Source organism: Empedobacter tilapiae, assembly GCF_004785645.1.
In the GTDB taxonomy this organism is placed as follows: Bacteria; Bacteroidota; Bacteroidia; order Flavobacteriales; family Weeksellaceae; genus Empedobacter; species Empedobacter tilapiae.
In genome coordinates this window covers 398,678-423,815 of sequence record NZ_SRPE01000001.1, presented here as the reverse complement: position 1 = coordinate 423,815, position 25,138 = coordinate 398,678, and the positions used below count along the sequence as shown (strand labels likewise).

Genomic DNA, 25,138 nt, shown 5'->3' with positions numbered 1-25,138 from the left:
AATAATAATGTCAAGATATACTAGGAACTAAAACCTATTTAAAAATATTAGGGTGACTATAGCTGCAGGGCTCACCTCTTCCCATTCCGAACAGAGAAGTTAAGCCTGCCTGCGCCGATGGTACTGTTACTTACGGGAGAGTAGGTCGTCGCCAGTTTTTATTAAAAGCCTCAAGTGAACAACTTGAGGCTTTTTTGTGTTTATACTTTTTTGTACAATGTATTAAGTATTAAGTATTAAGTATTAAGTATTAAGTATTAAGTATTAAGTATTAAGTATTAAGTATTGAACATCTTATACTCTCAGAACAAAAAGCTTCCTTTATAACTCTCAGAACTCACTAGTTTAAAAGGAAATCTTACGGGTTATAGCCGGCGAGTTCACGGATGGGCATGCGATGATTGTCCGATGCGCTTAGAGTAAAACAATGGTTTATTTTGTAATAAATACGCTGTATGATTACTCTAATCCTCTTTTTTGTCTAATTTAGGGGATGCTACTGTTCTTGATATAAAATAAAAAATAGATTTAATACAGAAAATAATTCCAACTATAAATATGATTAAAAATAAAACGATAGCTAATATTAAATCTAATGTACCATCTATATTTTTATATAGGATATATCCATAATCAAAAAGGTAATATAATTATTATCATAAAAGATTTTTAACTAGAAGAATATATTTTATTATTTGTTATTCTAGTTATTTCTTAGTATATTGAGATTTCAATTTATCCTGAGTAAATTTGTTGTTTATTCATCAAGAGATTTTCTTATCTCTTAATTTGTTGCAATTATAATATTGCACATTCGTTCATGTAATATATAAAAGAGAAGCTTTTATATTCAAGTCGTTTCAGACATAAAAAATCAATTGCTATCGAGAGATAGCTGAGTAGTTCATATAGTATTAATTAAAAACAATTCATGAGTTTAAAAGTAGGCATTATCGGAGCTGGTCCAAGTGGTTTAGCAATGTTAAGAGCATTCGAGTCAGAAGAAAAAAAAGGTAATAAAATTCCAGAAATTAAGTGTTTTGAGAAACAAGACAACTGGGGAGGAATGTGGAACTATACGTGGAGAACAGGTGTAGGTAAATACGGAGAGCCATTACATGGCAGTATGTATAAATATTTATGGTCAAATGGACCTAAAGAATGTTTAGAATTTGCAGATTATACATTTTCTGAACACTTTGGTCAAACAATATCTTCTTATCCACCAAGGGAAGTATTATTTGATTATATAGAAGGAAGAATTAAACAAAGTAATGCACGAAAGTATATACAGTTTAATACTGTTGCAAGGTGGGTAGATTATGTTGAAGAAAAGAAACAATTTCGAGTTGTTTTTGATGATTTAAAAAAGAATGAAACATTTGAAGAATTCTTTGATTATTTAATCGTAGGAACAGGTCATTTTTCAACACCAAATATGCCTTATTTTAAAGGAATAGAAAATTATACTGGAAATGTAATGCATGCACATGATTTTCGAGGAGCTGATCCATTTATAGATAAAGATATTTTATTAATAGGAAGTAGTTACTCAGCAGAAGATATTGCAGTACAATGTTATAAACATGGAACTAAATCAGTAACAATTTCTTATCGTACAAATCCAATTGATTGTAAATGGCCAAAAGGTATTGAAGAACTTCCATTAGTTACACATTTCGATGATAAGAAAGCATTTTTCAAAGATGGAACTTCAAAAGAATTTGATGCTGTAATTATGTGTACAGGTTATCAACATAAGTTTCCTTTTTTGCCAGACAATTTGCGTCTGAAAACGAAAAACTGTTTGTATCCTGAAGGAATGTATAAAGGTGTTGTTTCTGATTCAAATAATCAATTGTTATTTTTAGGAATGCAGGATCAGTATTATACATTTAATATGTTTGATGCTCAAGCTTGGTTTGCACGAGATTATATTTTAGGACGTATAGAATTGCCTTCGAAAGAAGATATTCAGAAAGATATAAAAAATTGGATTAACTATGAAAATAAGTGTAATTCTCCTGAAGAACATGTAGATTTCCAAACAGCTTATTTAAAAGACTTAATTAATCTGACTGATTATCCAATGTTTGATTTGAATAAAGTTGCTGATATGTTTAAATCTTGGATAAAAGATAAAGAAGAAAATATATTAACATATCGAGACAAAACATACACTTCAGTTATGGATCAAACAAAAGCAGAAAAACATCATACACCTTGGATGAAAGAATTGGATGATAGCTTAGAACGCTATTTAGAAGAAGATCCAGTTGATGAAAAAGAATTAGAAAAAACAAATTATTATTAATATTTACAAAAAGACTAGTATTTCTGCTAGTCTTTTTCTATTTTCAATTGTATATTTTGAATATCATAAAAATAAGTAGAAGTACTTATTTTTGGTAGTTTATAACACTATATGATTTAATACAATAGAGATGGAAATTCAATATTTTTTCGAATTATTTGGAACACTTTTTTTTGGTATTTCAGGAGCTTTAGCAGCGGATGAAAAGTCTGGGAATGATTGGTTTGGAGTTACTTTTATAGCGTTTTTAACTTCTATAGGAGGAGGGACAGTTCGTGATATTTTGCTTTCTGTCGAAATCATGTGGATTAAAGATGTTAATTTAATTTATGCTGTTGCAATAGGTGTTATTTTGGCAGCTATTTTTTATAAACCTTTGCTAAAACTTCGTAAAACGTTTATGCTTTTTGATACATTGGGAATTGCTCTATTTACGATAGTTGGTTTAGAAAAAGCATTAAATCTCGGTATTCATCCTGTAATAGCACCAGTTATGGGAATGTTTACAGCTGTTTTTGGTTCAATAATTCGAGATATGATGTTGAACGAAGTTCCAATTATATTCAAAAAAGAAATTTATGCATTTGCGTGCCTTTGTGGTGCCGTTATTTACATGGTTTTATGGAAGCTAGATATAGATCGTAATATTAATTTCTTTGTTGCTGGAGGAGCAATTGTTGCAATTCGTTTAGCTGCTATTAAATACAATTTGTCATTACCTAAGTTTAAAAGCCATTAATTTATAGATTTGTATCTTTGCGGACTAAATTTTTATAAATGGAAATTCAATATATTTTTGAATTATTCGGAACAGTTGTGTTTGCAATTTCTGGTGCTTTAGCTGGAGACGAAAGACAAAAGCATGATTGGTTTGGAATTGCATGTTTTGCTTTTATAACTGCTGTTGGAGGAGGAACTTTACGTGATTTATTTTTGAATAGTTATCCGTTAGTTTGGATAAATGATATGAATGTTATTTACGCAGTTTTTGCTGGAATTTTATTGGCTGGATTGTTTTTTAAATATTTTTCAAGATTAAGAATAACATTAATGCTTTTTGATACATTGGGAATTGCTTTATTTACAATTGTAGGTTTGGAAAAAGCGCATTCTTTGGGTGCAAATGATTTTATTTCTGTGATGATGGGAATGATGACCGCTGTAATGGGAGGAATGTTAAGAGATGTTTTGATGAATAGAACACCAACAATTTTTGTTCAAGAAATTTATGCAACAGCCTGTATTGTAGGTGGAGTAGCTTATTTAGTTTTTGATAATTTTGGATTAGATCGTAATATCAATTTCATCGTTTCGGGAGCTATTATCGCGGCGATTCGTATTGTGACTGTAAAATATAATTTGTCGTTACCTAAATTTTATTAATCATGCAAAAAACACCATTTAATCAAGAAATTTGGACTGGAAGAATTGATTCAGAAGACGGAGAATTAGGACTAAGAATTCATCAAGTAATTTCTGATTATGAAAAATTTAAATCATCATCAATTCAACCTAAAATATTTTTAGGTTTCTGTTCAGAAGAAGGAGTTGAACGAAATAAAGGACGAATTGGTGCTAAAAATTCGCCAGATTTGATTCGAAAAAGTTTAGCAAATTTACCTTTGCATTTTTCTGAAACTAATTTTATTTTCGATGCTGGAAATATTCACTGTGATGATAAGAATCTAGAATCTGCGCGAGAAGAACAAATTAATCAAGTTGATAAAATCATTCGACAAAATCATTTTCCAATTATAATTGGAGGAGGACACGAAACGGCTTTAGGAGATTTCTTGGCTTTAGCAAAATCATACAAAAATATTGGAATTATCAATCTTGATGCACATTTTGATTTGAGAACGCCAAATTCACAATCAACTTCTGGAACGCCTTTTTACGAAATGGCTAAGTATTGTGAAGAAAATGAAATGAATTTCAACTATATTCCAATCGGTATTCAAGAATTAGGAAATACGAAAGCATTATTTCAACGTGCAGAAAATTTAGGCGTTAATTTTATTTTGGCAGATGAAGTGCATTTCAATTTAAATAAAGTTTTAGATGATCTGAAAACGATTGTTCAACAATTTGATGTGCTTTATGTTTCGTTGGATATAGATGTTTTTGATGCAGCTTATGCGCCAGGTGTAAGTGCAACGACAATTAATGGTTTGACACCTTTTCAGGTTAAATATATTTTGAAGGTTTTGATGAACTCAAACAAAGTGAAAATATTTGATTTAGTTGAATATAATTCGCTTTTTGATGTTGATAACTCGACAGCGAAACTCTCTGCACAAATGATTTACGAAGTTTTAAGACATTAATTCTGAAATAATTTACAATATTTTGTAACCTTTTTCAGTTATCTGCGTATACATATATAGTGGTGTTGATAAAACGCTAAAAGAAATCGATAATAATCATTAATAATAGGAGGGTTTTAGTTAAATGAGACAGCTTAAAATTACAAAGCAGGTAACAAATCGTGAAACTGCGTCGTTGGATAAATACTTACAAGAGATTGGTAAAGTAGATTTGATTACAGCGGAGGAGGAAGTAGAGTTAGCACAACGTATCAAAGCAGGAGATCGTGTTGCCTTAGAAAAATTAACAAAAGCAAACTTACGTTTCGTGGTATCTGTTGCGAAACAATATCAAAATCAAGGTTTAAGTTTACCAGATTTAATTAATGAAGGAAACTTAGGTTTGATTAAAGCTGCACAACGTTTTGACGAAACGCGTGGTTTCAAATTTATCTCGTATGCAGTTTGGTGGATTCGTCAATCTATCTTACAAGCATTAGCAGAGCAATCTCGTATTGTACGTTTACCATTAAATAAAATTGGATCGATCAATAAAATTAATAAAGCCTATGCTTTATTAGAGCAAGAACATGAACGTGCTCCATCTGCAGAAGAAATTTCTGAAGTTTTGGATATGTCTGAAGGTGATGTAAAAGAGTCGATGAAAAACTCTGGTCGTCACGTCTCAATGGATGCACCATTAGTAGAAGGAGAAGATTCTAACTTATACGATGTATTAAACATTGGTGAATCTCCATCTCCAGACGTACAGTTGATGATTGAATCTTTACGTGTAGAGATTGAACGTGCATTACAAACATTAACGCCTCGTGAAGCTGATTTAATTCGTTTATACTTCGGATTAAACGGTCAACACCCAATGACGTTAGAAGAAATTGGAGAAACGTTTGATTTAACAAGAGAACGTGTTCGTCAAATTAAAGAAAAAGCAATTCGTCGTTTAAAACATACTTCAAGATCTAAGATTTTGAAAACGTATATCGGACGATAAAAATAAAAAAACTCCAACTAAATTTAGTTGGAGTTTTTCGTTATAATAACTTTCCGCTTAGTAAAATTGCAGCAATTGTAAAGTAAATAATCAATCCTGAAACGTCAACCAAAGTTGCGACGAAAGGCGAGGATGCTGTTGCGGGATCAAATCCAATTTTTCTCAAAATAAATGGAACCAAAGATCCTGAAAGAGTTCCCCACAAAACAATTACAATTAAAGATAAAGCTACTGTTAAAGCTACATATAGCCAATATTCTCCATAACTATAAATACCTAATTTTTGCCAAATTAAGATTCTGATAAAACCAACAAATCCTAGAATTGCACCTAAGATTAATCCCGAAGCAAATTCTTTTTTCATTACATACCACCAATCTTTTAGTTTCAATTCGCCCAAAGCCATTGCACGAATAATCAACGAAGCTGCTTGCGAACCTGAATTTCCGCCACTCGAAATAATTAATGGAACAAATAACGCCAATACAACTGCTTTTTCGATTTCTTGGTCATAATAACTCATTGCAGAAGCGGTAAACATTTCTCCAATAAATAAGATAACCAACCAACCAGCGCGTTTTTTGATTAATTCCGTGATAGGAGTTTTGGTATACGAAACATCCAATTCTTCCATTCCTCCGAATTTCTGAATATCTTCGGTATCACGCATTTTCATTCGATCTAAGATATCGTCAAATGTTACAATTCCGACCAAAACATCATTTTCTGTGACAATTGGCATTGCAGAACGATCGTATTTATCAAAAACTTCTAATGCTTCTTCTAAAGGAGTCGTCGTCTTGATCGAAACAAAATTATGATCGATCAAATCTTCGACCTTAGTATCTTCATCAGCTAAAAGGATTTCACCGATTTTTAAATCATCAATCAATCTATTTTTACCATCAACAATAAAAATATAGGTTAAAGTTTCTGCCTTTTTTCCATATTTTTTGATATGCGTCAAAACTTGTTTTACCGTATAATGTTCCTTTACTTGAATATAATTTGGAGTCATTAATCGGGCAATAGAATCTTCATTATATCCAATTAAATTAAGTGCAATCGCTCGTTCTTCAGGGGTTAAAAGATTGATTGAGTGTTTGATTAATTGATCTGGAAAATTTTCAAAAAGTTCTGTTCTATCATCGGGATCAAGATTATTCAAAACTTCAGCTAAATCTTCGTCAGTTAAACTTTTTACAATCTCGTACTGAATATCGGGTTCAAAATAGGAGAATACTTCTACTTTATCATCATTAGAAAGCGAGTAAAAAGCTATATTTCTATTCTTTACGTCCAATTCAGTTAATTGCTCGGCAATATCTGCTGGATGTTGATTAAGCATATTATTTTCCATAAATTTGTTGTTTTTATCCCAAGCTGCAAATTAAGCTTTTTTGAGATGAGAAGAAGCAAAGATTGGCTACTTTTAAGCTAATTTTAATATAGAAATAATTTATGCGCAAAACAGAAAATCAGCAAATCGAACATTTTATAAAATCAGTAGAAGTTGATGAAAGATTTGTTGGAATTTGGTCTGGAACTGATCATGGAAAATTTTTTAAAGGAGAAACGAATAGTTGGCTAGTCAATCGAAAAGCAGATGGAACAATGACTGTAAACTTTAAAACAATTCACAATGATGATCATATAACATATTCTGAAGATGTAGGAATTTGGTGTGCAATTGGCGAAGAATATTACGAGTTTAGAGAGTCTGATGAAAAAGCGGATATTTATACTTACATCTTTTTATCAAAAAATTCTATACATTTTATAATCAATGAAGAACTGAAAGAAGAAGAGCCTTATAACTTTATAGACAATAGGGTATTTTTAGATTAAAAAAAAATTTTACTGCATCATTTTTTCTGTTATATTCGTATTGAATTTATTAACACTAAAGATGAAATTTTTTTTATTTACTTTTCTATTATCAACTTCTCTATTTGCACAAGAAAAAACTACAAATTTATTTAATATAAATGCAAGTGCAATAGGAATTGGCGTTCAGTTCGAAAAATCATTAGGAGAAAAATATACAGGAGTTGCTTCACTAGATTATATAGGAGGATTTATGTATAGTTATAGTGATTATTCAGGAAGTGATTTTGATTACGCTTTAACGACTCGTTTTGCTCTAGAAGGACGCTATTACTATAATTTTGATAAAAGAATTGAGAAAGGTAAGAATACTACTAATAATTCAGCTAATTATATAGCTTTCAAAACTGTTTTAATTCCAGATTGGTTTACAACTTCGTCAGATGATTTAAAAATAAATCCTCAAGGAGCAATTACATTAAATTACGGATTGAAACGTTCTTTTTCTAAAAAATTCTTTTATGAGTTCTATACAGGTTTAGGAATTTCACTTTATGAGGAAGATCGTATTTATTATGATGAAAACGCAATGGATTATAGAATCAAAAACTCAAGTAAATCTGGAGTTGCTTTAGATTTAGGATTTCGAGTTGGATATACTTTCTAAAAATGCTCCGTTTAATATTAATATTTTTTCCTTTTTTTCTTTTTGCTCAAGTTAAAAAAGATGAATTTGATGTTTATAAAAAATTTCTTGAAAGAAAAGTTCACTACCAACTTCGTTCCGAATTAACAAATATGGATTTTAAAATCCATGAATCTGATGAGTATTTATCAAATAATCAGGAATTTATAAATAAATATATTACTTATGGATTTTCAGGTGAAGTTGGATATATGATTAGTGATTATACTGAGCTAAGTTTAGGGTTGAGTTATTACAAACTATTTGATTATAATTTGAACTATTATCCAGTTTTTACTCGAATAAGGTTTTTTGCAGATGAAGGAATTAATACATTTTATATCTCTCTAAAAACAGGATATAATCTTGGTAATTATAAAGGAATTCATTTAGAAGGAGCACTTGGTTTACGCTTTGGAGCTTTTAGCTTGATCCCACTTAATTTAAATTTATTTTTAACACTTAATGATTTAGATTATCCAGATTATGACAAAAATCTAAAAGCAGGTTTATCTTTAGGAATTGAATTATAAAATTTCAACGATTTTTTTATTTGCTTACCTTTGCATAACAAAATACAAACAATATAAAAAGATTATGCCAATAGTAGCACCATCAATTTTAGCAGCCGATTTCGGGAATTTAGCAAAAGACATCGAAATGGTTAATAATTCTCAAGCCGAATGGTTTCATTTAGATGTAATGGACGGCGTTTTTGTTCCTAATATCTCCTACGGAATGCCAATTATCGAGAAAATAAATTCGTTAACAGACAAAGTTTTGGATGTACATTTAATGATTGTTGATCCAGATCGTTACATTTCAACTTTCAAACAAGTTGGTGCAGATATTTTGACTGTTCATTACGAAGCATGTACACATTTGCATCGTACAATTCAGGCCATAAAAGCTGAAGGAATGAAAGCAGGAGTAGCGCTTAATCCACATACACCAGTTTCTGTTTTAGAAGATGTGATTAATGATTTAGATTTGGTGTTAATTATGAGTGTTAATCCAGGTTTTGGAGGTCAAAAATTCATTGAGAATACTTACAACAAAGTTTCTAAATTAAAAAAAATGATTACAGAAGCAAATGCAAATGTGATCATCGAAATTGATGGAGGAGTTGGTGTACAAAATGCATCAAAATTGGTAGAAGCTGGTGCAGACGCTTTAGTTGCTGGTTCAGCAGTTTTCAATGCTGTGAATCCAACAGCGTATATTGCGGAATTACAAAAAGCTTAATAAAATAGTATTGAGATGTGAGAAATTAGAATTGAGAAGTTCATATTTTTTCCTTCAACTATTTAAAATAAATAATAAAAAACTGAATCAGAAATGGTTCAGTTTTTTGTTGATTAATCCTAGACTTGTTTTCAGTATCTCATAAAGCTAATCAAACAATTCTCTTATTAAAATCTTAACTTTGTTGCATGAATTTCTCCAAAGACAACCCAAAAAAGATTTATACGATTGATGAAATCAAAGATAAAATGGCAAAATATTGTCTTTATCAAGATCGTTGCCATTGGGAAGTAGAGAAAAAACTACGCGATTTTGATTTGATTCCAGAAGCGAAAGATGAGATTCTTTTTAAGTTAATTCATTACGGATTTCTGAATGAAGAACGTTTTGTTCATAGTTTTGTTCGAGGAAAGGTCAATCAAAAAATGTGGGGAAGAAATCGTCTTCGTCAAGAATTAAAAATGCGTCAAATTGATCAAAAATTAATTGAAAAAGCATTTAAAGAAGAAATTGATTTGGATAAATATTGGAATAATTTATTGTACTTAACGCAAAAAAAGTTCAATTTATTAGCTTCTGAGCGAGAATCTTTCAAGAAAATAAACAAAGTAAAAGCATATTTAGCGTACAAAGGTTACGAGTTCGATTTGATGAATGATGCTATCGAAACAGTGAAAACAAAAGAGTAATACAATTCATCCGCAAAATTCGACAATTCGGTTAATAATTTTTAAAATTAAAAACGACTTCACTTAATTTTATTCCATAATAAATAAACACATTATGGAAAATTTGGTCAAAATCATTATTTACATTCACGCATTTTTTGGAGGAATTGGTTTAGTTGCTGGAACAGCAGTGATGATCATAAAAAAAGGGAATTCGACACATAAAAAAGTGGGAAAAATATTTTCGATTGGTATGTTAGTCAGTTCTATTCTTTCGTTAATCATTTGTGCTTTCCCAAATCACCACAATTCTTTCCTTTTAATGATTGGTATTTTTACGATTTACATGATTTTGATCGGAAATAGAATTTTAAATTATAAACGCAAAAATTATTCGAATAATTTGGATAAAATTATTTCAGGATCAATGTTTATCACATCTATTGTGATGATTGTTTTTGGATTACTTCCTCTTTTTACAAGCAATGGAATTGGATTATTGTATTTAATTTTTGGATTTTTAGGAGGATTCATGTCTTATCGAGATTTTATTTTTTACAAGAATCCAGAGAATTATAAAAAATGGACAATGAATCATGTTGGAAAAATGGTTGGTGCTTATATTGCTTCAGTTACAGCGTTTTTGGTTGCAGGTGCTGGATTTGGAGATAATATTTATTTTTGGATTGTACCTTCAATTATAGGAACGATTTATATTTTTTCTTGGTCGAAAAAACTAAATAAAAAAGTTGCAGTGAATTGATTATCTTTAATCAAAACACTTGTATGAAATATATTTATTCAGTTTTAATTCTTTTGTTTTTCTTTTGTTGTCAAACAAACAAGATTAACTCGATTCCAAAAGAAATCAAAGATAAAAATTTTTATCAAGCATTAGAACAAGCAATTATAATAGCGAAATCTAATCATTTGAATGCCGAAAATATAGGAATTATTTTTACAGAGGATAATTTGTATATTTATATTTTTGAAGCAAAAGAAATTAATTTGAATAGTGACTTCAAATATTTACAGACTAAAATAAATGGTAGAATTTATAAATTAATAATTAATCAAGATGATAAAATTGTCGAAAGATTTGTAGATATAAGTAAAGCAATTAAAGTACTTTTTGAAGAAACTGATATTTTTGAAGATGAAGAAAAAGGTTATAAAATTAGATTCCAAAGAGATTTAGAATCTAATCAATTTATTTTGCAAAGATTATCACATTATTACGAGTATGATAAAGATTTTATTTTAAAAGAAGATGAAAAATATTTCCCTAATATTAAGATAATTCTACCTGAACCAATAAATGAATTACGAACAGAATCAGAATAAACCATAAAAAAAACGAATTTCGCAACTCGAAATTCGTTTTTTTATTTCTAATATTTACCTAATTCGTTTTCAAATTCTTGTAGATAATTCGCTAAATGAAAACCATCTACAAAACCATGATTTGCTTCAACAGAAACAGGCATATACATTTTATCGTTTTGCGTATATGCTTTTCCAAAAATAATTCGCGGAATAGATTCTCCCGTTCCAAAATTACTTGGTTGCGTTAAACCTGTAAATCTCGACCATGGAAACGTAGAATGACGAACTAAACCAATGGTTATTTCTTCATTTTTGATGTGTAAACCAACCGAGTTTTCTACACTTTGTATTTGCTCTTGAAGTTGCACGTTAAATGCATCAAAATCTTCGGTAAAATTCATCAACGCAAAACCAAAAGTTCCGTCTTTTCTACCAATTGTTGTTCCGCAATCTAAATGATCGTACACAAAAATTTCATCATCTTCGATACGATATTTAAATTCATTAATCTTATTTTCTGCTAACATCGAACAATGTAAATAGACTGCGAAAAAAGACAATTTATTTGCTTTGGCAAATTTATATGCTTTAGAACATTCAACCTCCGCAACAACTCCGACATACGGATTATCCATTTTCGAGAACATATTAAAATGCTCTATACGATTCCAACCTTCAGGATTAAATTTCTGTTTCATTGCTGCAAAGTTAAAAATAGGATTTACAATTACTTCAATCTTTTTTGTTGATATGAATCACCAATTACATTCAGAGTCACGCCTAGAATAATAATAAAAATTCCTAAAGCTAAACTCAGCGAAAAATCTTCACCAAATATCATAACACTTACAGCAACGGCAACCACAGGTTCTGATGCGCCAAGAATAGAAGTGGCTGTAGAACCAATATTTTTAATCGCATAAATCAAAGCGATGCTCGAAATAACTGTCGTAACAAACGCAAATATAAAAAAGTTGAAGGTTAATTCTAATGATGGTAAAATGAACGATTCTTTGTGAATAATCATTTTTATTGCATAATAAATCGTTGTAAATAGAAACGAATAAAAGCTTAATGTAAAACCTTTTATATCTCGTACTTTCGATTTGTTGACTGTCACAATATATAATCCGTAACCCAAAGCACTGATAAAAACAATTCCTAATCCGATTGGATTTAGCTCGAATTTTCCTTCTTTGAAACTTAGTAAAATGACGCCAGCCAATACAAAAACAATGGCTATAATAGTTGAAATTGTAATTCTTTCTTTGAAAAAAACAGCCATTATGATGGCAACAATCAACGGATAAACGAATAATAATGTGGAAGCAATTCCAGGAGTTAAATAATCATAACCTAAAAATAAAGCATCCGCTGAGATTCCGTACAATAATCCTAAAATGATTAAAAATGGAATCTGTATCACATCTATTTTGAATGATTGTTTTTTGATGGATAAATATGTTCCGACAATCAATGCAGAAAAAAAGAATCGATAGAATAATGTAGTATCCATCGAAAAATTTGCCTGTTTTATAGGTAGGATAAATAATGGAATTAATCCATAAGATATGGACGAAATTAGCCCATATGCGTAACCTTTGAATTTCATAACTGTTTAGTTATCGTCATTTCGAGTAATTTTAGTTTCGATAGAAACATAAAATTGTATCGAGAAATAAAACGAAAAATCATCCAAGTTCTCGATACAATTCTTAGCAGAATTACTCGAACAGACGATTTTTATTTTCTCGTAAAATCTAAATCTTGGAAATCGTAACTGAAATCAGTTAAAGGAGAAATGGCTTTCATTTTGAAACTTGTCATTTTTCCATCTTTTATCTCTGCATAAACAAAAGCATCTGCATGGAAATAACGATTATACCATTTTACCGCAAAAGTATTGTCTTTGTAAAATGACATTTCACCAGTTAATTGAGGTGAACGTTTCGATTCGAAAATGATTTTTCCTTTCTTTTCATAAATCACAACATCACCAAACCAATTGTCTTTATACGTTCCAATTACGCTCTTTGAATCAAATTTGATGACTTTATTTTTTTGATTTGCTTCAACTGTTTTCCAAACTTCATCGGTAATAATATCGGATTCTTCTACATTTTTCTTCATCAACTCATCATAGGTTTTTACCCAATCTGTAGAAGGATTTTTTAAGTAAAAATCTTTTATTGTATTTGAAATGGCGCGGAAAGCTGCACCAGATTGTTGGTTAGTCAAAATCACAATTCCTAATTTTTCTTGAGGATAAAACATCGTTTGTGTTACAATTCCTTCCAATCCTCCTGTATGCGAAACTTCTAATTTTCCGTTCATATCCTGTAATTGCCATCCCAAACCATAAGCTTTGAATAATGAATTATAAGGTGGAGTTGTAGGATTTGGTTGTAAAGTTTGTGGCGTAATCATTTCGTTCATTTGTTTTTCAGAAATAATTTGTTTTCCGTTCACTTTTCCTTTATCCAAATTGAATTGCAACCATTTTGCAATATCATCAACATTCGAATAAATTCCTGCAGCAGCATCAAAAATGGTGTTCGTATAACGATCAATTACTTGTAATTTTCCATCAATCGGAACGTGCGGATCAATTGTATTTTTCTTGTCTTTCACCAAGTGCCAATTCGCTGCAGTATTCGTCATTCCAATTGGTTCCAACAATCTTTTTGTTACAAAATCTGTCCAAGATTGCCCCGAAACTCTTTCAGTCACAACTCCTGCTATAATGTATAATAAATTATCGTAATCATATTTTACACGAAAATCTGAAACTGGTTTTAAAAATTGAATATTAGAAATAATATCTTTTGGAGTGAAATTGTGTCCATCAGGCCAAACCATTAAATCTCCCGCGCCCAAACCTAATCCGCTTCGATGTGTTAATAAATCACGAATTGTAAACTCTTTTGTTACATAATCGTTGTACATCTTGAATTCAGGAATGTGCGTAATTACTTTATCATCCCATTTTATTTTTCCTTCATCAACCAAAATCGCCAAAGCTGCTGCTGTAAAAGCTTTCGAGTTAGAAGCAATTCCAAAATTTGTATTGGACTGAACTTTTTCTCCCGTTTTAAGAGATTTTACTCCATAACCTTTCGAATGTACAATTGTTCCATCTTTGATAACTGCTACTGACATTCCAGGGACATCAAATGTTTTCATTGCATTTTCTGTGACTTGATCAATGGCTTGATTCGAAATATTTTGTCCAAAAGCTGTAAAAGAAGCTAATGTAATCGTTGATAAAAGTATATTTTTCATGTGTGAATTTGAATTTTCACGAAGTTAGAAATTTTTATTCATCAGCTTATAGCTTTTAGTAAAATATCAAAAATAGTGGATGAATTAATTTTGAATGATTTAAAACTTTATAATAATCAAGTATAAACTAATTTACAATTAATTAAAAACGTAAATTAGTTAAAAATAATTCAATGAAAATAGCTTTCTTTTCGTCTAAGCCTTATGACAAAACTTTTTTTGAGGCTGAAAATAAAAATTACGGTTTTGAACTTAATTTTTATGAAACACATTTAGGTCCGCATATCGTAAATGCGATTGAAGATGAACAAGCAGTTTGTGTGTTTGTGAATGATAAAGTGAATAGACAAGTCATTGAAATTTTAGCAAAAAAAGGCGTTAAAATTATTGCTTTGAGATGTGCTGGTTTTAATAATGTCGATTTGGAAGCTGCGAAAGAATTTGGAATTAAAGTTTGTCGCGTTCCTGCATATTCTCCTGAGGCTGTGGCAGAGCATACAATGGCGATGTTGTTAACATTGAACCGAAAAACGCATAAAGCTTATAATCGCGTTCGTGAACAAAATTTTGCATTGAACGGTTTGCTTGGTTTCAATCTTTTTCAGAAGACAATTGGAATTGTTGGAACAGGAAAAATTGGAAAAGCTTTTATCAATATTGCGAAAGGTTTTGGTTGCAAAATAATTGCTTACGATTTGTACCCAGATCAAGAATTGATGAATAATGGCGTGGAATATGTTGAGCTGGATAAGTTGTTTAAAAGCTCAGATATTATTTCGTTGCATTGTCCGTTGACGCCAGAAAATCATTACATGATTAATCAAGAAACGATTGCGATGATGAAAGATGGTGTAACGATTATTAATACGAGTAGAGGAGGATTAATCAATACACATGAAGCGATCGAATCACTGAAAAATCATAAAATTGGTTATTTGGGAATTGATGTTTATGAGCAAGAAGAAAAATTATTCTTCAAAGATTTATCGGCAGAAATTATTCAGGATGATATGATTCAGCGATTGATGAGTTTTCCAAATGTTTTGGTAACTGCACATCAAGCTTTTTTTACACAAGAAGCATTGGAACAAATTTCAGAAATTACGATGCGAAGTATTTCAGAGATTAAGGAAAAAGGTTCGACTGATGAGGTTGTGATGTTATAAGTTGCCTAAATGAGTGGACTTGAAACCATCGTATTTTTTGAGACCAAATCCTAAAAAACGATCGAACGCAATATGAGCGGAAAATATAAATCCAATCATTAAACACCATTCAATATGTAAAAAATAGCCAATGAGAATCAACGTAATTGTCGTAAAATAATTATGAATAAAATTATAAAATATTGCACCAATTTTATTTCCAAAAAGATAACCTAACATAAAAACATCGGGAGCAAGAAAAAGAATTCCAAACCACATCCACGATAATTTTAGGAGACTATATAAAACGATAATAAAAATTAATAGAGCAAATTGTTCTAGTTTTAATATGTTTTTCATAATGTTGGTGCTTAGTTTATTAGTATAAATATTTCACCAATTGTTACAAAAAAGCCGTTCATTTGAACGGTTTTTTTGATTAAAATTTGACATCTTTCTAATTTTTTTTTTGATATTATTAGAAAAAACCGTTCAAATATTCAAAATAAGTTTGTCGTCGACTAATAATTTTGAAAAAAATAATGCTATTTAATTTTTCGTTTTAAATAGTCGCGAACTGGAATTTCAAAATGTTTATATGTTAAATGCGATACAAGAATTAGTGTTATTAATGAAATCAAAAATAAAGTCAATTCATTTTCAATGGTAAGTAGCTTTAGTGAATATTTAGAAAAATAAAATACAGGAAATTGAAGTAAATAGATAGCAAAACTTATCTCACCTAAATAAATTAGTTTTTTATTTGTAAATAACTTAGTAATCCAACCATTGTTCTTAGAAATGAAATAGATTAATAAAGCAAATAATGGAGCAAAAAAGCCATTATGTATGAATAAATTTCTACTTAAATATACTACTGTTATTAATAGACAAGTTAATAGTATGATTAGTAAATCATATTTTTTTTGAGAGGAATTCTTAATAAACAAAAATCCTGTTGCAATTCCAATAATAAATGAGTTAAGGTGTAGAAGCGGATTATAAAAAAGAAAGTAACCATCTTTTCTGAAACCTTCATAAATATTAAAGTAATAGTAGTTATAAATAATTTGAGAGATTAAACAAAATCCAATAGATATAATAATTGTTTTTATTAAACTGATACGTTTGAAATATGAAAATATGAAAGGGAATAAAAGATAAAAAAAAGTTTCAACGGAGATAGACCAAGCTGGAGCATTTAAGGTTAATGCTGTTCGCGGTATCCATGCTTGAATTAACAAAATATGATTAAGAACAGCTAACTTTGGTATATTGTTATTAATAATTTCTAAAAGAATAAAAAAAATAACGAGTAGCATAGATAGTATATGTAGTGGGTAAATTCTTGCTAATCTATTTATATAATATTTTTTTGAATTTATTTTTTCTAAATTTTTGTAGGCAACAATCATAACGAAGCCTGATAAAACATAGAAGTATGATACACCTAAATTAAAATGTTCCCATATGTCATCAATAAATGAAATTTTACCTTTAAAAATTCCTCCGAAATGTAAGATTACAATTAGTATAGCAGCAATGAATCGTGTAAAAGTAAGTTGGTTAATCATGGTTAGTATTGGTGAATAATTAAGGCCACAATAAATGTGACCTTAATAAGTTTTATATCAACTAATATAGTATAATCTTTTAATCATTCAATTTCAAAACAGCTAAGAAAGCAGATTGTGGAACTTCTACACGTCCAATTTGACGCATTTTCTTCTTACCAGCTTTTTGCTTTTCTAATAATTTACGTTTACGAGAAATATCACCACCATAACATTTTGCAGTAACATCTTTACGTAACGCTTTGATTGTTTCACGCGCAATAATTTTTGCACCAATAGCTGCCTGAATTGGAATATCAAATTGTTGACGAGGAATTAATTCGCGTAATTTCTCACACATTTTCTTACCAATACTGTAAGCATTATCAACGTGAATCAATGCAGATAAAGCATCTACAACTTCTCCATTAATCATGATATCAACTTTTACTAATTTCGAAGCTTTCATTCCAGAAGGTGCATAATCGAAAGAAGCATAACCTTTTGAAATAGACTTTAATCGATCGTAGAAATCGAAGACAACTTCAGCTAAAGGCATATTGAAAATCATTTCAACACGATGTTGAGTTAAATAATTTTGAGATTGTAATTCACCTCGCTTCTCAATACATAGCCCCATTACAGGACCTACGAATTCAGATTTTGTAATGATCGCTGCACGAATATATGGTTCTTCAACACGGTTTAATCCTGATGGATCTGGCAATTCAGATGGATTATGAACTGGAATCATTTTTTCTGGATCTTTCTCCAAGTACGCTTCATACGAAACGTTAGGAACAGTCGTAATTACAGTCATGTTGAACTCACGCTCTAAACGCTCCTGAATAATTTCTAAGTGTAGCATTCCTAAGAATCCACAACGGAAACCGAAACCTAAAGCGGCAGAAGATTCAGCTTCAAAAGTTAATGAAGCATCATTTAAACGTAACTTTTCGATGGAAGCACGTAAATCTTCATAATCTTCTGTATCAACTGGATAAATACCAGCGAAAACCATTGGTTTTACTTCTTCAAAACCATCAATTGCTTCGGTAGCAGAATTTTCAACTAGTGTAATTGTATCACCTACTTTTACCTCAGAAGCTTCTTTAATTCCAGAAATAATGTAACCAACATCTCCAGTCTTGATAACTTTTTTCTCTACTTGATTCAGTTTTAAAGTTCCAATTTCATCAGCACCATATTTTTTACCTGTTGCCATGAATTTTACTTGATCACCTTTTTTTATTTCTCCATTTACAACTTTATAAAAAGCTTCAATTCCTCGGAAAGGATTATAAACAGAGTCAAAAATTAAAGCTTGTAATGGTGCATCTGGATCACCAACAGGAGCAGGAACTTTTTCGATAATTGTATGTAATAATTCTAATACACCTTCTCCAGTTTTTCCACTTACACGCAAAACGTCCTCAGGATCACAACCAATTAAATCAACAATATCATCAGTTACTTCCTCTGGATTAGCAGAAGGTAAATCGATTTTGTTTAAAACTGGAATAATCTCTAAATCATTTTCTAAAGCTAAATAAAGGTTAGAAATGGTCTGAGCTTGAATACTTTGGGCAGCATCTACAATTAACAAAGCCCCTTCACAAGCAGCAATCGAACGAGAAACCTCGTAAGAAAAATCTACGTGACCAGGAGTGTCAATTAAATTTAATATATATTTTTCACCATCTTTTTCATATTCCATTTGGATGGCGTGTGATTTAATTGTGATTCCGCGTTCGCGTTCCAAATCCATATCGTCTAAAGTTTGATTTTGTAACTCACGATCAGAAATCGTATTAGTTACTTGCAATAAACGATCGGCCAAAGTACTTTTACCATGGTCAATATGGGCGATAATACAGAAATTACGGATATTTTTCATATTCTATTTGTCGAATAGGCAAAAATAATCTTTTCCAATCAGACTACAAGTTTTTTGAAAAATATTATGAATTATATTTTAAGTAATTAAGATGAATTGATAATTGAAATATAATAAAATTGATATTAAGCAATTATTTGATGAAAAAAGATGTTTAACTCTTCGTCTTTTGTTAGTCCAAATTTTTGTTTCAAGCGATATTTTGTCATGCGAACACTTTTCGGTTCTATATTTAATAAGTTGGCAATTTGTTTCGTATCCATTCCAAGATAGATGTATGAACAATATTTTAAATCTAAAGGAGTTAATTTTTGTTTTGAATGTTCATTTAATATTTTGAAAAAGTTAGGGTGTAATTCTTGAATACGAAATTTAGTACTATCAAAATCACTATCAAATATATTCTCTTCTCTTATGACTTGTTTTAAATTAATGGATGAATCGTTCTTAATTTTGTTTTTCAATTCTTTTAAAACATTATTTTTATGTTCTAAATGAAGTTGACTAACTAAAACCTCGTCTTGTAATTTTTGTTGTTGTAGAGTTAATAATTCTTGTTCAGCTTGTAACCTAGCCTGCTCTTCATGTTGTAATTTTAGTTTGATATTAGCTTCTTGTTTTTCTGCATTTAATTGATTTTCTCGACCGATAGAATATCGTAATCTAAAATGATAAGTTCTAAACATAAAAAAAACTCCAGTCAGCCCTAATATTGCTAAAAATAAATATAGAATACGTTCTTTCTTCAATCCCTTGTTTTTTGCTTCTAAATTTTTTAATTCAACTTCTTTTCGTTCTGATTGAAATTGAGCCTCTAATCTTTTTGTTGTTTCTGCTTGGTCTTGATTGTATAGTTCTGTTGAATAATCAGTTGCTTTTTTTTGAAAATTAAAAGCTTTCTGAAATTCCTCTCTTTGATGATAAAGATCTGCTAATTCAGTAGTATTACTCAATAAAGCATAGTAATCTTTTCTATTCTGGGTAAGTAGTGTTTCATTTGCCTTAAGTAAATAAGTTTCTGCTAGAAATAATTGATTTACATCGATAGCTAATTTACTTAATATACCCAAGGCACCAGCTGAAACATTTTGAGCATTTGGAATTGTTTTACATAGCTCTATAATTTGTAAACAATTTGTTTTAATTTCTTCTTTTATAGAAACAGATTGATTTGGAAGGTATAGTTGATAATCAGAAAGATTTAATAACGCAATTGCATGATTATATTTTGTTACCTTATATGGATTTCGTTGGCTAATTTCAACAGCTTTTTTGCTTGTATCAATTAATTTTTCTAAGTCTTTAATATCTTTTGTCTTATGATATTTCAAAGATTGCGCAACACCTAAATGAGCATAAGCCGTTACAAGTAGATTCTTATCTTTAGATTCTTCGGCATTTTTTAAAGACTTTTCAGCATAAATAATAGAACTTTTTTCATCATTTAAAACTGCATGAATACCATATAAAATATAATTAGTTTTAGATTTTAAATGATATTCTTTTGAAACCTTTTCTAATTGAGAAATAAAATTAAGAGTTGTTTTTTGAGCTTTTGTATAATCACCCAAATTAAGCTGATGGTAAGCTAATAGATATTTATAATAAGCTTTTGGTATAAAATCATTTGATTCATTTACTATTTTTTGAATTGTGTCAAGTGACTTTTGAGTTTTCTGAAATAATTGTTGATTATCATAAGAAACTCCTCGTTGAACATAAGCTTTAACTAATTCCAATTGGTTTTGTTCTTTCTTGGCTAATTTTATTTGTTGGTTAATATATTGATCTGCTTGTTTATATTCATCAGAAGTTCTAGAATATTCAATTAGTTTATTTAGTAGATCAAATTTATTATTTGTAGAGAGATTATCTTTTGATAGTTCAACTTTTAAGCTATCGATATAAGCATTTTGAGCACATACAGAATTTATTATTCCGCAAGTAAAAAAAAATGAAATGTAGGTTAGTAGAGTTTTCATTTTTCAAAAATCGGAAAAAACTATATGAAATAAAATTTTAATGATAAAAAATAACTAAACTTTTTATGTTTAAGTTGTTTTGTTACAAGTGTTTAACTGTATTCTGTAGTCGTTTTGTAGTCGTTTTGTTTTTATATTGTAGTATTAAAGTAGTGATAATAAACTTTGTCTTGTACAAAGATTAATACAAATTTGTTTTGAACAACTAAATCATAAAAAATCAACTAAAAATTATTACTATGGATAACAAAACATTATCAATTGTATCTTACATCACATTAATTGGATGGGTTATTGCCTATATTGTAGGAAAAGATAAAGCAGATGATTTATTAAAATTTCATTTAAAACAAAGTTTGGGATTAGTAATATTCTCAATTATTTTGGGATTTTTATTAAATATCATTATAACTATTTTTAATCTACCAATTATCGGAACTTTAGGATTAGTTTCTCTTGTTTTTATAATTATTGGAATTATAAATGCGGCGAATGGAATTAAGAAACCTTTACCTGTTATCGGTTCTATGTTTGAAGATAAATTTGCTTTTATCGGATAGGAGGATTAATAAAACGAAGTAAACCAACTATTTTTCATAACAATTATTTTGATTGGGATTATTGAAATCATTTTCTTTATCCCAATTTATGTTATAAACATTTACTAAATAAATTTAAATCTCAGTTTAATTTCAAAGTTTATAAACTAGATTTATGAGAAGAGATTGTGAGTCGCAATCTCTTTTTCTCACTATTTTTAGTGAAATTTCACAAAGGATTTGGAAATATGAATTTTATTGACTTAAATTTGCACTGATAAAAATCATAAAGTATAACAATTTAATAACGAAGAAATAAAATGTTCAAAGAAACGACATATCAGTTTTCAGCTATTGCAACAGATTTTGCAATGAGCATTCTTCGTGCTTATAAATCGTAAATAATTTACTTATTATATCAAAAGCCCGGAGGATTCTTCGGGCTTTTTCTTTTATTATTCCATTCTAGATTCAGAATAACTTTTAAAAACTTCCGAAGAAGAAATAGTTAGCGCTAATTATTTCAAAACAATTATTTGCAATCAAATAATCCATGTTATGGAAGATTCAATTTTCTTTTCAACTCGTTTACGAACAAAAAGAGCAAGGAAAAGAAGCATAAAAACAGCGGAAGAAAAAAATGTAAGAGAGAAATATAAACGTCGAAAAGAAATTTTTAAAGAGCAAAAAGCGATCTCGCTTGTTCCTTTAAAAGAGCCGTATCAAAAAGGTTTTGAGCGTTATTTTGTATTGAGAGAAGATATTAAAAAGGAAAATGAGATTGAATTTTTTACTCAATTTCTGAAGAAAATTAATACCTCTCAATATGCTGAAACGCGAAAGTTTGTAAAAAAACGAAAACTAAACGGAAAGCGAATTTATGTTCCAAGAATTCAAGAACTGAAACAATTGCAACCTTATGAGTATTCAGGTTCGCATTCAATTTTGAATGATGAAGAACGTCGATATTTTGCGTGTATTCAGGTGTATGATCCAAAAACAAAACGTTTCAAAGGAATTTATGAATTTCTACAACCGTGGCGTTTTCGATTGATTATAAAACCAAATATAGTTACGCATTACAAACCACTTGATATTGACTTGAAGCGTGAAGAAGCGCAAATAGATCACTTTTTTGACAAGTATAAAAATCAAGGAATCCTCTTAAAGAAAATAGTCGGGGGAGGTTATTCGTATGAACGAAAACCAAAATTTAAAAATCCTTTTACCAAAAGGAAATTTTTTAACAACAAAAATTCGGCGACAGAAATCGCTGAAATGCTGATAAAACAAGAACATCAGCTATCTAAAAGACATTAATCATGGGAAATAAAATCTCTGGAAAGGACTTTATAAAATTAGGCTTTCCAAAAAATAATTCGATCAATATTGCAATTGGGCAAATTCATCGATACAGAAAAAAAGAAAAGAAACAAACGATTCTCAACGAAGCAAAAGAAGTTTTACTCGAACCAGAAAAGTACATTGGTCACGGAATTTGGGGAAAAGTTGCGGAAGGATTAATAAAACCAGTTGAGGTTAGATTACAAGAATTGAAAAGGACGCGTTCGCCTTTTTCGATTTTTGGTGAAAATGAAATTGACGAACAAGCAAAATTTCAATTGTATGATGCATTGAAATTGCCGATTTCGGTAAAAGGAGCTTTGATGCCAGATGCGCATTCTGGTTATGGATTGCCGATTGGTGGCGTTTTGGCGACGGATAATGCAGTGATTCCTTATGGAGTTGGTGTTGATATTGGTTGTAGAATGAGTCTTTCGGTTTACGATTTGCCAGCCAGTTTTTTGAAAGGGAAATCGCATCAATTGATTCAGGTTCTGCAAGATCATACCAAATTCGGAATGTATGAAACGCATAAACTAAAAGCGGATCACGAAATTTTTGAGCGCTCTATTTTTGATGAAATTCCAATCTTGAAAAGTTTAAAAACAAAAGCTTATCAACAATTGGGAACTTCGGGAGGAGGAAATCATTTTGTTGAATTTGGGATTGTGAAATTAGATGAGGTAAAACCTGAATGGAACTTGATTCCAGGAGAATATTTAGCTGTTCTATCGCATAGTGGTTCGCGCGGTTTGGGTGCAAACATAGCAAAACATTACACGTATTTGGCGGCGAAACAATGTCCACTTCCGAAACAAGTTCAGCATTTGGCTTGGTTAGATTTATATACGCATGATGGCCAAGAATATTGGGCTGCGATGAATTTGGCTGGCGAATATGCCAAGGCTTGTCATGACGATATTCACCGAAGAATTGCGAAAGCTTTAGGAAAACGTATCGTTTTCAACATCGAAAATCATCACAATTTTGCGTGGAAAGAAATGGTTGATGGAACGGAACGAATTGTTCATCGCAAAGGTGCAACGCCTGCTGGTGAGGGAGTTTTAGGAATAATACCTGGTTCAATGACTGCAAACGGTTACATTGTCGAAGGCTTGGGAAATGAATTGAGTATTAATTCGGCTTCGCATGGTGCGGGACGAAAAATGTCACGTGCAAAATGTAAATCAACAATAACGAAAAGCTTTATGAATTCACAATTGAAAGATGCAGGAATTGAGCTGATTGGCGGAAGTGTAGATGAAGCACCATTTGCGTATAAAAATATCAAAACAGTGATGAATTTACAAACTGAATTAGTGAAAGTGTTAGGAACTTTTACTCCGAAAATTGTACGAATGGATAAATAATAACGATGAAAAAAATTATTCAACTTACATCGGGAAGAGGTCCAGCGGAATGTAATTTTGTGGTGACCAATGTTTTTAAAAAGTTTTCGGAAACGTGTACAAAATCAGACATTAAGTTTGATGTGATCGAAAGAGAAATTGATAAAGATTTTAATCAACTTTCATCTGTGATTATAGAACTTGAAGGAAATGATTTAAACACTTTTTTAAAAACTTGGCTTGGAACAATTTTATGGATTGGCAAAAGTCCGTACCGAAAATTTCATCAACGCAAAAATTGGTTTATTGGTTGTTTTGAATTAGAAATTCCGAAAGAAAATTCAATTAATTCAAATGAAATTGTTTACCAAACAATGCGAAGTTCTGGGAATGGAGGACAAAATGTAAACAAAGTAAATTCGGCTGTTCGTGCGACACATCAACTAAGTGGAATTTCTGTTGTTTCTATGGATTTGCGTTCGCAACATCAGAATAAAAAAATTGCAACAACTCGTTTGTTATTGAAATTGCAAGAATTTGAAACCAATAAATTGAAGGAATTAGTTCAAGAAAAATGGAATAATCAAACGTCTATTGCAAGAGGAAATCCTGTAAAAATATTCAGAGGAGATAAATTTGGTGAATAAAAAAAGCCGCTCATTGA

Annotated in this window: 26 protein-coding genes and 1 rRNA gene; 19 read left to right on the top strand and 8 right to left on the bottom strand. The window is 30.2% G+C overall.

What is annotated here, in order from left to right; all coding sequences use genetic code 11:
- The first annotated feature begins 48 nt into the window (after positions 1 to 48).
- From rrf to E4J94_RS01950, 6 genes are all read left to right on the top strand, one after another.
- Positions 49 to 157, top strand: a 5S ribosomal RNA gene (gene rrf, locus E4J94_RS01975).
- A gap of 774 nt (positions 158 to 931) precedes the next feature.
- The gene (locus E4J94_RS01970) at positions 932 to 2,314 is read left to right on the top strand and encodes an NAD(P)-binding domain-containing protein (RefSeq protein WP_135834219.1); all 1,383 of its coding nucleotides are present in this window, start codon (positions 932 to 934) and stop codon (positions 2,312 to 2,314) included.
- Positions 2,315 to 2,444: 130 nt separating this feature from the next.
- Positions 2,445 to 3,053, top strand: a complete 609-nt coding sequence (locus E4J94_RS01965) for a trimeric intracellular cation channel family protein (RefSeq protein WP_135834218.1) — start codon at positions 2,445 to 2,447, stop codon at positions 3,051 to 3,053.
- A gap of 38 nt (positions 3,054 to 3,091) precedes the next feature.
- Positions 3,092 to 3,697 (top strand): trimeric intracellular cation channel family protein, encoded by a 606-nt coding sequence (locus E4J94_RS01960; protein WP_135834217.1) that lies wholly within the window; start codon positions 3,092 to 3,094, stop codon positions 3,695 to 3,697.
- 2 nt (positions 3,698 to 3,699) lie between these two features.
- A complete protein-coding gene (gene hutG / locus E4J94_RS01955) occupies positions 3,700 to 4,641 on the top strand; it encodes a formimidoylglutamase (RefSeq protein ID WP_135834216.1) in 942 nt (313 codons plus the stop codon).
- 124 nt (positions 4,642 to 4,765) lie between these two features.
- Entirely contained in the window at positions 4,766 to 5,632 is an 867-nt protein-coding gene (locus tag E4J94_RS01950; protein ID WP_019975176.1) for a sigma-70 family RNA polymerase sigma factor, read from the top strand.
- Positions 5,633 to 5,672: 40 nt separating this feature from the next.
- On the opposite strand, the gene mgtE is transcribed toward E4J94_RS01950, so the two are convergent.
- Positions 5,673 to 6,992 carry a magnesium transporter gene (gene mgtE, locus E4J94_RS01945; RefSeq protein ID WP_135834215.1) on the bottom strand — a complete coding sequence of 440 codons (1,320 nt, stop codon included), beginning with the start codon at positions 6,990 to 6,992 and terminating at the stop codon, positions 5,673 to 5,675.
- A 101-nt stretch (positions 6,993 to 7,093) separates the two neighbouring features.
- Between mgtE and E4J94_RS01940 the strand changes: the two genes are divergently transcribed.
- The 7 genes from E4J94_RS01940 to E4J94_RS01910 all read left to right on the top strand — a co-directional run bounded on the left by E4J94_RS01940 (position 7,094) and on the right by E4J94_RS01910 (position 11,401).
- Positions 7,094 to 7,480, top strand: coding sequence for a hypothetical protein (locus E4J94_RS01940; RefSeq protein WP_135834214.1), 387 nt, complete (start codon positions 7,094 to 7,096; stop codon positions 7,478 to 7,480).
- A 61-nt stretch (positions 7,481 to 7,541) separates the two neighbouring features.
- Positions 7,542 to 8,126 carry a hypothetical protein gene (locus E4J94_RS01935; RefSeq protein ID WP_135834213.1) on the top strand — a complete coding sequence of 195 codons (585 nt, stop codon included), beginning with the start codon at positions 7,542 to 7,544 and terminating at the stop codon, positions 8,124 to 8,126.
- Between the two features lie 131 nt (positions 8,127 to 8,257).
- Positions 8,258 to 8,677, top strand: a complete 420-nt coding sequence (locus E4J94_RS01930) for a hypothetical protein (RefSeq protein WP_135834212.1) — start codon at positions 8,258 to 8,260, stop codon at positions 8,675 to 8,677.
- A 64-nt stretch (positions 8,678 to 8,741) separates the two neighbouring features.
- Entirely contained in the window at positions 8,742 to 9,389 is a 648-nt protein-coding gene (gene rpe / locus E4J94_RS01925; protein WP_135834211.1) for a ribulose-phosphate 3-epimerase, read from the top strand.
- Positions 9,390 to 9,577: 188 nt separating this feature from the next.
- A complete protein-coding gene (locus tag E4J94_RS01920; protein WP_135834210.1) occupies positions 9,578 to 10,078 on the top strand; it encodes a regulatory protein RecX in 501 nt (166 codons plus the stop codon).
- A 94-nt stretch (positions 10,079 to 10,172) separates the two neighbouring features.
- Positions 10,173 to 10,820, top strand: a complete 648-nt coding sequence (locus E4J94_RS01915; protein WP_135834209.1) for a DUF2306 domain-containing protein — start codon at positions 10,173 to 10,175, stop codon at positions 10,818 to 10,820.
- Positions 10,821 to 10,843: 23 nt separating this feature from the next.
- Complete coding sequence (locus E4J94_RS01910; RefSeq protein ID WP_135834208.1) at positions 10,844 to 11,401, top strand: hypothetical protein; 558 nt, start codon at positions 10,844 to 10,846, stop codon at positions 11,399 to 11,401.
- A 47-nt stretch (positions 11,402 to 11,448) separates the two neighbouring features.
- Here E4J94_RS01910 and E4J94_RS01905 read toward each other — a convergent pair whose 3' ends face one another.
- The 3 genes from E4J94_RS01905 to E4J94_RS01895 all read right to left on the bottom strand — a co-directional run bounded on the left by E4J94_RS01905 (position 11,449) and on the right by E4J94_RS01895 (position 14,665).
- Positions 11,449 to 12,081 carry a CatA-like O-acetyltransferase gene (locus E4J94_RS01905; protein ID WP_135834207.1) on the bottom strand — a complete coding sequence of 211 codons (633 nt, stop codon included), beginning with the start codon at positions 12,079 to 12,081 and terminating at the stop codon, positions 11,449 to 11,451.
- A gap of 29 nt (positions 12,082 to 12,110) precedes the next feature.
- Positions 12,111 to 12,995: a DMT family transporter gene (locus E4J94_RS01900; protein WP_135834206.1), complete on the bottom strand. Its 885-nt coding sequence runs from the start codon at positions 12,993 to 12,995 to the stop codon at positions 12,111 to 12,113.
- Between the two features lie 131 nt (positions 12,996 to 13,126).
- Entirely contained in the window at positions 13,127 to 14,665 is a 1,539-nt protein-coding gene (locus E4J94_RS01895) for a serine hydrolase (protein WP_135834205.1), read from the bottom strand.
- Between the two features lie 173 nt (positions 14,666 to 14,838).
- Between E4J94_RS01895 and E4J94_RS01890 the strand changes: the two genes are divergently transcribed.
- Positions 14,839 to 15,831 (top strand): 2-hydroxyacid dehydrogenase, encoded by a 993-nt coding sequence (locus E4J94_RS01890; RefSeq protein WP_135834204.1) that lies wholly within the window; start codon positions 14,839 to 14,841, stop codon positions 15,829 to 15,831.
- On the opposite strand, the gene E4J94_RS01885 is transcribed toward E4J94_RS01890, so the two are convergent.
- Together E4J94_RS01885 and E4J94_RS01880 are read right to left on the bottom strand one after the other, a co-directional pair.
- Complete coding sequence (locus E4J94_RS01885; protein ID WP_135834203.1) at positions 15,826 to 16,170, bottom strand: DUF4260 domain-containing protein; 345 nt, start codon at positions 16,168 to 16,170, stop codon at positions 15,826 to 15,828. The genes E4J94_RS01890 and E4J94_RS01885 overlap by 6 nt on opposite strands.
- A gap of 185 nt (positions 16,171 to 16,355) precedes the next feature.
- A complete protein-coding gene (locus E4J94_RS01880; RefSeq protein WP_246034233.1) occupies positions 16,356 to 17,315 on the bottom strand; it encodes an acyltransferase family protein in 960 nt (319 codons plus the stop codon).
- Here E4J94_RS01880 and E4J94_RS17885 point away from each other — a divergent pair.
- Positions 17,281 to 17,403 (top strand): hypothetical protein, encoded by a 123-nt coding sequence (locus tag E4J94_RS17885; RefSeq protein ID WP_262710463.1) that lies wholly within the window; start codon positions 17,281 to 17,283, stop codon positions 17,401 to 17,403. The genes E4J94_RS01880 and E4J94_RS17885 overlap by 35 nt on opposite strands.
- 60 nt (positions 17,404 to 17,463) lie before the next feature.
- On the opposite strand, the gene lepA is transcribed toward E4J94_RS17885, so the two are convergent.
- Together lepA and E4J94_RS01870 are read right to left on the bottom strand one after the other, a co-directional pair.
- Positions 17,464 to 19,260, bottom strand: coding sequence for a translation elongation factor 4 (lepA, locus tag E4J94_RS01875; protein WP_135834201.1), 1,797 nt, complete (start codon positions 19,258 to 19,260; stop codon positions 17,464 to 17,466).
- A gap of 125 nt (positions 19,261 to 19,385) precedes the next feature.
- A complete protein-coding gene (locus E4J94_RS01870; protein ID WP_135834200.1) occupies positions 19,386 to 21,242 on the bottom strand; it encodes a helix-turn-helix transcriptional regulator in 1,857 nt (618 codons plus the stop codon).
- Positions 21,243 to 21,481: 239 nt separating this feature from the next.
- On the opposite strand from E4J94_RS01870, the gene E4J94_RS01865 reads away from it, so the two are divergent.
- The 4 genes from E4J94_RS01865 to prfH all read left to right on the top strand — a co-directional run bounded on the left by E4J94_RS01865 (position 21,482) and on the right by prfH (position 25,121).
- The gene (locus tag E4J94_RS01865) at positions 21,482 to 21,802 is read left to right on the top strand and encodes a DUF4870 domain-containing protein (protein WP_135834199.1); all 321 of its coding nucleotides are present in this window, start codon (positions 21,482 to 21,484) and stop codon (positions 21,800 to 21,802) included.
- Between the two features lie 537 nt (positions 21,803 to 22,339).
- Complete coding sequence (locus E4J94_RS01860; RefSeq protein ID WP_135834198.1) at positions 22,340 to 23,101, top strand: hypothetical protein; 762 nt, start codon at positions 22,340 to 22,342, stop codon at positions 23,099 to 23,101.
- A 2-nt stretch (positions 23,102 to 23,103) separates the two neighbouring features.
- Positions 23,104 to 24,495, top strand: a complete 1,392-nt coding sequence (locus E4J94_RS01855; protein WP_135834197.1) for an RtcB family protein — start codon at positions 23,104 to 23,106, stop codon at positions 24,493 to 24,495.
- Positions 24,496 to 24,500: 5 nt separating this feature from the next.
- Positions 24,501 to 25,121: a peptide chain release factor H gene (gene prfH / locus E4J94_RS01850; RefSeq protein ID WP_135834196.1), complete on the top strand. Its 621-nt coding sequence runs from the start codon at positions 24,501 to 24,503 to the stop codon at positions 25,119 to 25,121.
- Positions 25,122 to 25,138 lie beyond the last annotated feature (17 nt).

Coding starts and splice junctions, on each gene's coding strand:
- E4J94_RS01935 (WP_135834213.1), top strand. CDS start 7,542: ATGAAATTTTTTTTATTTACTTTTCTATTATCAACTTCTCTATTTGCA.
- E4J94_RS01915 (WP_135834209.1), top strand. CDS start 10,173: ATGGAAAATTTGGTCAAAATCATTATTTACATTCACGCATTTTTTGGA.
- E4J94_RS01920 (WP_135834210.1), top strand. CDS start 9,578: ATGAATTTCTCCAAAGACAACCCAAAAAAGATTTATACGATTGATGAA.
- E4J94_RS01970 (WP_135834219.1), top strand. CDS start 932: ATGAGTTTAAAAGTAGGCATTATCGGAGCTGGTCCAAGTGGTTTAGCA.
- E4J94_RS01905 (WP_135834207.1), bottom strand. CDS start 12,081: ATGAAACAGAAATTTAATCCTGAAGGTTGGAATCGTATAGAGCATTTT.
- prfH (WP_135834196.1), top strand. CDS start 24,501: ATGAAAAAAATTATTCAACTTACATCGGGAAGAGGTCCAGCGGAATGT.
- E4J94_RS01895 (WP_135834205.1), bottom strand. CDS start 14,665: ATGAAAAATATACTTTTATCAACGATTACATTAGCTTCTTTTACAGCT.
- E4J94_RS01900 (WP_135834206.1), bottom strand. CDS start 12,995: ATGAAATTCAAAGGTTACGCATATGGGCTAATTTCGTCCATATCTTAT.
- lepA (WP_135834201.1), bottom strand. CDS start 19,260: ATGAAAAATATCCGTAATTTCTGTATTATCGCCCATATTGACCATGGT.
- E4J94_RS01865 (WP_135834199.1), top strand. CDS start 21,482: ATGGATAACAAAACATTATCAATTGTATCTTACATCACATTAATTGGA.
- E4J94_RS01855 (WP_135834197.1), top strand. CDS start 23,104: ATGGGAAATAAAATCTCTGGAAAGGACTTTATAAAATTAGGCTTTCCA.
- E4J94_RS01890 (WP_135834204.1), top strand. CDS start 14,839: ATGAAAATAGCTTTCTTTTCGTCTAAGCCTTATGACAAAACTTTTTTT.
- E4J94_RS01930 (WP_135834212.1), top strand. CDS start 8,258: ATGGATTTTAAAATCCATGAATCTGATGAGTATTTATCAAATAATCAG.
- mgtE (WP_135834215.1), bottom strand. CDS start 6,992: ATGGAAAATAATATGCTTAATCAACATCCAGCAGATATTGCCGAGCAA.
- E4J94_RS01885 (WP_135834203.1), bottom strand. CDS start 16,170: ATGAAAAACATATTAAAACTAGAACAATTTGCTCTATTAATTTTTATT.
- E4J94_RS01940 (WP_135834214.1), top strand. CDS start 7,094: ATGCGCAAAACAGAAAATCAGCAAATCGAACATTTTATAAAATCAGTA.
- E4J94_RS01910 (WP_135834208.1), top strand. CDS start 10,844: ATGAAATATATTTATTCAGTTTTAATTCTTTTGTTTTTCTTTTGTTGT.
- E4J94_RS17885 (WP_262710463.1), top strand. CDS start 17,281: ATGTCATCAATAAATGAAATTTTACCTTTAAAAATTCCTCCGAAATGT.
- E4J94_RS01870 (WP_135834200.1), bottom strand. CDS start 21,242: ATGAAAACTCTACTAACCTACATTTCATTTTTTTTTACTTGCGGAATA.
- hutG (WP_135834216.1), top strand. CDS start 3,700: ATGCAAAAAACACCATTTAATCAAGAAATTTGGACTGGAAGAATTGAT.
- E4J94_RS01860 (WP_135834198.1), top strand. CDS start 22,340: ATGGAAGATTCAATTTTCTTTTCAACTCGTTTACGAACAAAAAGAGCA.
- rpe (WP_135834211.1), top strand. CDS start 8,742: ATGCCAATAGTAGCACCATCAATTTTAGCAGCCGATTTCGGGAATTTA.
- E4J94_RS01960 (WP_135834217.1), top strand. CDS start 3,092: ATGGAAATTCAATATATTTTTGAATTATTCGGAACAGTTGTGTTTGCA.
- E4J94_RS01965 (WP_135834218.1), top strand. CDS start 2,445: ATGGAAATTCAATATTTTTTCGAATTATTTGGAACACTTTTTTTTGGT.
- E4J94_RS01950 (WP_019975176.1), top strand. CDS start 4,766: ATGAGACAGCTTAAAATTACAAAGCAGGTAACAAATCGTGAAACTGCG.